Source organism: Gilvimarinus sp. 1_MG-2023 (assembly GCF_030548285.1).
The window spans coordinates 1-276 of record NZ_JAUOSC010000940.1 but is presented as its reverse complement, the minus strand read 5'-3'; the positions used below and the strand labels follow the sequence as shown (position 1 = coordinate 276).

At 54.0% G+C, this 276-nt stretch carries 1 protein-coding gene; it reads right to left on the bottom strand.

All coding sequences use genetic code 11. The features are described 5' to 3' along the window. Nucleotides 1–276 (bottom strand): efflux RND transporter permease subunit (locus tag Q4563_RS19630; RefSeq protein WP_303605714.1); only part of this gene is annotated, 276 nt, incomplete at both ends.

The window sequence follows — 276 nt, the reverse complement described above, 5'->3', positions numbered from 1 at the left end:
CCCGATAACCCCGTCCGGTAACTGGGATGCTTCATCCTGCATGCGACGCCGGACCTGATAAAAGCGATCGGGGACATGCTTGGCGTCGGTGTAATCCTGGAACTCAACCTGCAAGTCGGCCCGCCCCGCCCGCACCGTTGTCTCAATTTTGTACAAATCCTCCACTTCCTGAATGCGTTTTTCCAACCGATCAACCACACTATCTTGTAATTCATCAGCGGCAGCACCCGGCCACAGAACAGTCACCATCATGACTCTTACCGTGAAATCAGGATC